This window comes from Pseudomonas sp. P5_A2_2 (assembly GCF_054177685.1).
Genome location: NZ_JBGCUL010000930.1, coordinates 1 through 1718, shown reverse-complemented (window position 1 = coordinate 1718; position 1718 = coordinate 1). Strand labels below are relative to the sequence as shown.

Genomic DNA, 1718 nt, shown 5'->3' with positions numbered 1-1718 from the left:
ACATTACCGTTGCCTGTGAAGCCGCAATCGCGAGCAAGCTCGCTCCCACAAGGGATTTTCGGTGAATTCAAATTCGAGTCAGCAACAAACACAAAAAAGACCGTGACGACATGCCTGAATCAACCTTTCTGAACAACGAAATTCGCGACTGGCTGATGGATTGCGGCCTGTTCAATCAACTGCTGCCGGCGGACTTCGTCGCGGCTTCGGGCTACTTCAGTATCAGCACCATTGCCCAGGGCGAGGAAATCTTCCAGGAGGGTGATGCCGGCAGCTTCATGTGCATCATCCACACAGGTCAAGTGGCAGTGCAGAAAGCCACCGCCGACGGGCAACGCGTCACCATCGCCACGTTGCGCAGCGGCCGCTCGTTCGGCGAAATGGCCGTGCTCGACGGCGAACGGCGCTCGGCCAGTTGTGTGGCCGCCAGCAACTGCCAGTTGCTCAATCTGGGCAAGGACTCGCTGGAAAAGATGCTCAACGATGCACCGAAAATCGCCGCCAAGATCATCCGTGCCCTCGCCGTATCCCTGTCCAAACGCCTGCGCATGGCCGACGGCCAACTGCTTTCGCAGCAGGTCTAGCCACCCGGCGACTTGGGTTTCGGCGGATTGGGCGCAAGGCCCGGTATCGGTTGATCCTTGGTCGGCGGGCTCGGCATTTCAATCGGCACCAACGGCGGGCCGCTACTGCCGGGTCCGACTTTAGGCAAAGGCGCCGGGCTGATTTGCGGGTACGGCGTGGGCGTCGCGGTGCCGGGCGAACCGGGTATCGGCGCGGGGCTGACGGGAATCGGTTGCAGCTGTTGAGCCTGCACTGCAGTTATCGAGAGCGCGGCCAGGGCAATGACCGTTAGAATGGTGCGCTTCATCAATGGCTCCGTTGACCTTGTCGTCATAAACAGGCTACTCCCAACTGCGTCTGTTTGCCCTCCCGTGTTCTGCCAATTTTCTTCAAGTGAGCCCCATGAAACGTTTCGTTCTGCTGGACACCACTCCCATTCCTGAAAACGGCGGTGCCCTGTGCCTGTTCGAATACGGCGAGGATTTTGTCATCAAGATCCAGGGCGGCGATGGCGGACAATTGATGAATACGCGCATGCACGGCTCCGAAGATGCCCTGGCCGAGATCCCGTGTCGCAAAGTCGCCGGTCGACCGGATTCACGGGTGCTCATCGGTGGCCTGGGCATGGGCTTCACTCTCGCTTCGGCGCTCAAGCACCTGGGCAAGACCGCCGAAGTGGTGGTTGCTGAATTGGTGCCTGGCGTTGTGGAATGGAATCGCGGGCCACTCGGCGAGAAAGCCGGAAACCCGCTTCAAGACCCGCGGACCGTGATTCGCATGGAAGACGTGGCCAAAGTCCTGCAAGCCGAACCCCAGGGTTTCGATGCCATCATGCTCGATGTCGACAACGGCCCCGAAGGCCTGACCCAGAAAGCCAACAGCTGGCTGTACTCCGCCGGCGGCCTCAGTGCCTGCGCCAAGGCCCTGAGACCAAAAGGTGTGCTGGCCGTCTGGTCGGCCAGCGCGGACCGGCAATTTTCCGACAAACTGAAGAAAGCCGGCTTCAAGGCCGAGGAAGTGCAGGTCTTCGCCCATGGCAACAAAGGCACCCGCCACACCATCTGGATTGCCGAGAAGCTCAAGGGCTGAGCTAAACTTCGCTTAATACCGTCATTAGTCATTTTACAAAGGTGAACCCATGAGTTCGTCCACCC

Annotated in this window: 3 protein-coding genes; 2 read left to right on the top strand and 1 reads right to left on the bottom strand. The window is 59.5% G+C overall.

Annotation, left to right across the window (positions count from 1 at the left end; translation table 11 throughout):
- The first annotated feature begins 110 nt into the window (after positions 1–110).
- The gene (locus ACXRVY_RS27445; protein WP_223462007.1) at positions 111–584 is read left to right on the top strand and encodes a cyclic nucleotide-binding domain-containing protein; all 474 of its coding nucleotides are present in this window, start codon (positions 111–113) and stop codon (positions 582–584) included.
- On the opposite strand, the gene ACXRVY_RS27440 is transcribed toward ACXRVY_RS27445, so the two are convergent.
- Positions 581–871 carry a hypothetical protein gene (locus ACXRVY_RS27440; RefSeq protein ID WP_223462005.1) on the bottom strand — a complete coding sequence of 97 codons (291 nt, stop codon included), beginning with the start codon at positions 869–871 and terminating at the stop codon, positions 581–583. The two genes, ACXRVY_RS27445 and ACXRVY_RS27440, sit on opposite strands and share 4 nt — an antisense overlap.
- 95 nt (positions 872–966) lie before the next feature.
- Here ACXRVY_RS27440 and ACXRVY_RS27435 point away from each other — a divergent pair, with 95 nt between their 5' ends.
- Positions 967–1653, top strand: coding sequence for a spermidine synthase (locus ACXRVY_RS27435; protein WP_056721332.1), 687 nt, complete (start codon positions 967–969; stop codon positions 1651–1653).
- Positions 1654–1718: the final 65 nt, after the last annotated feature.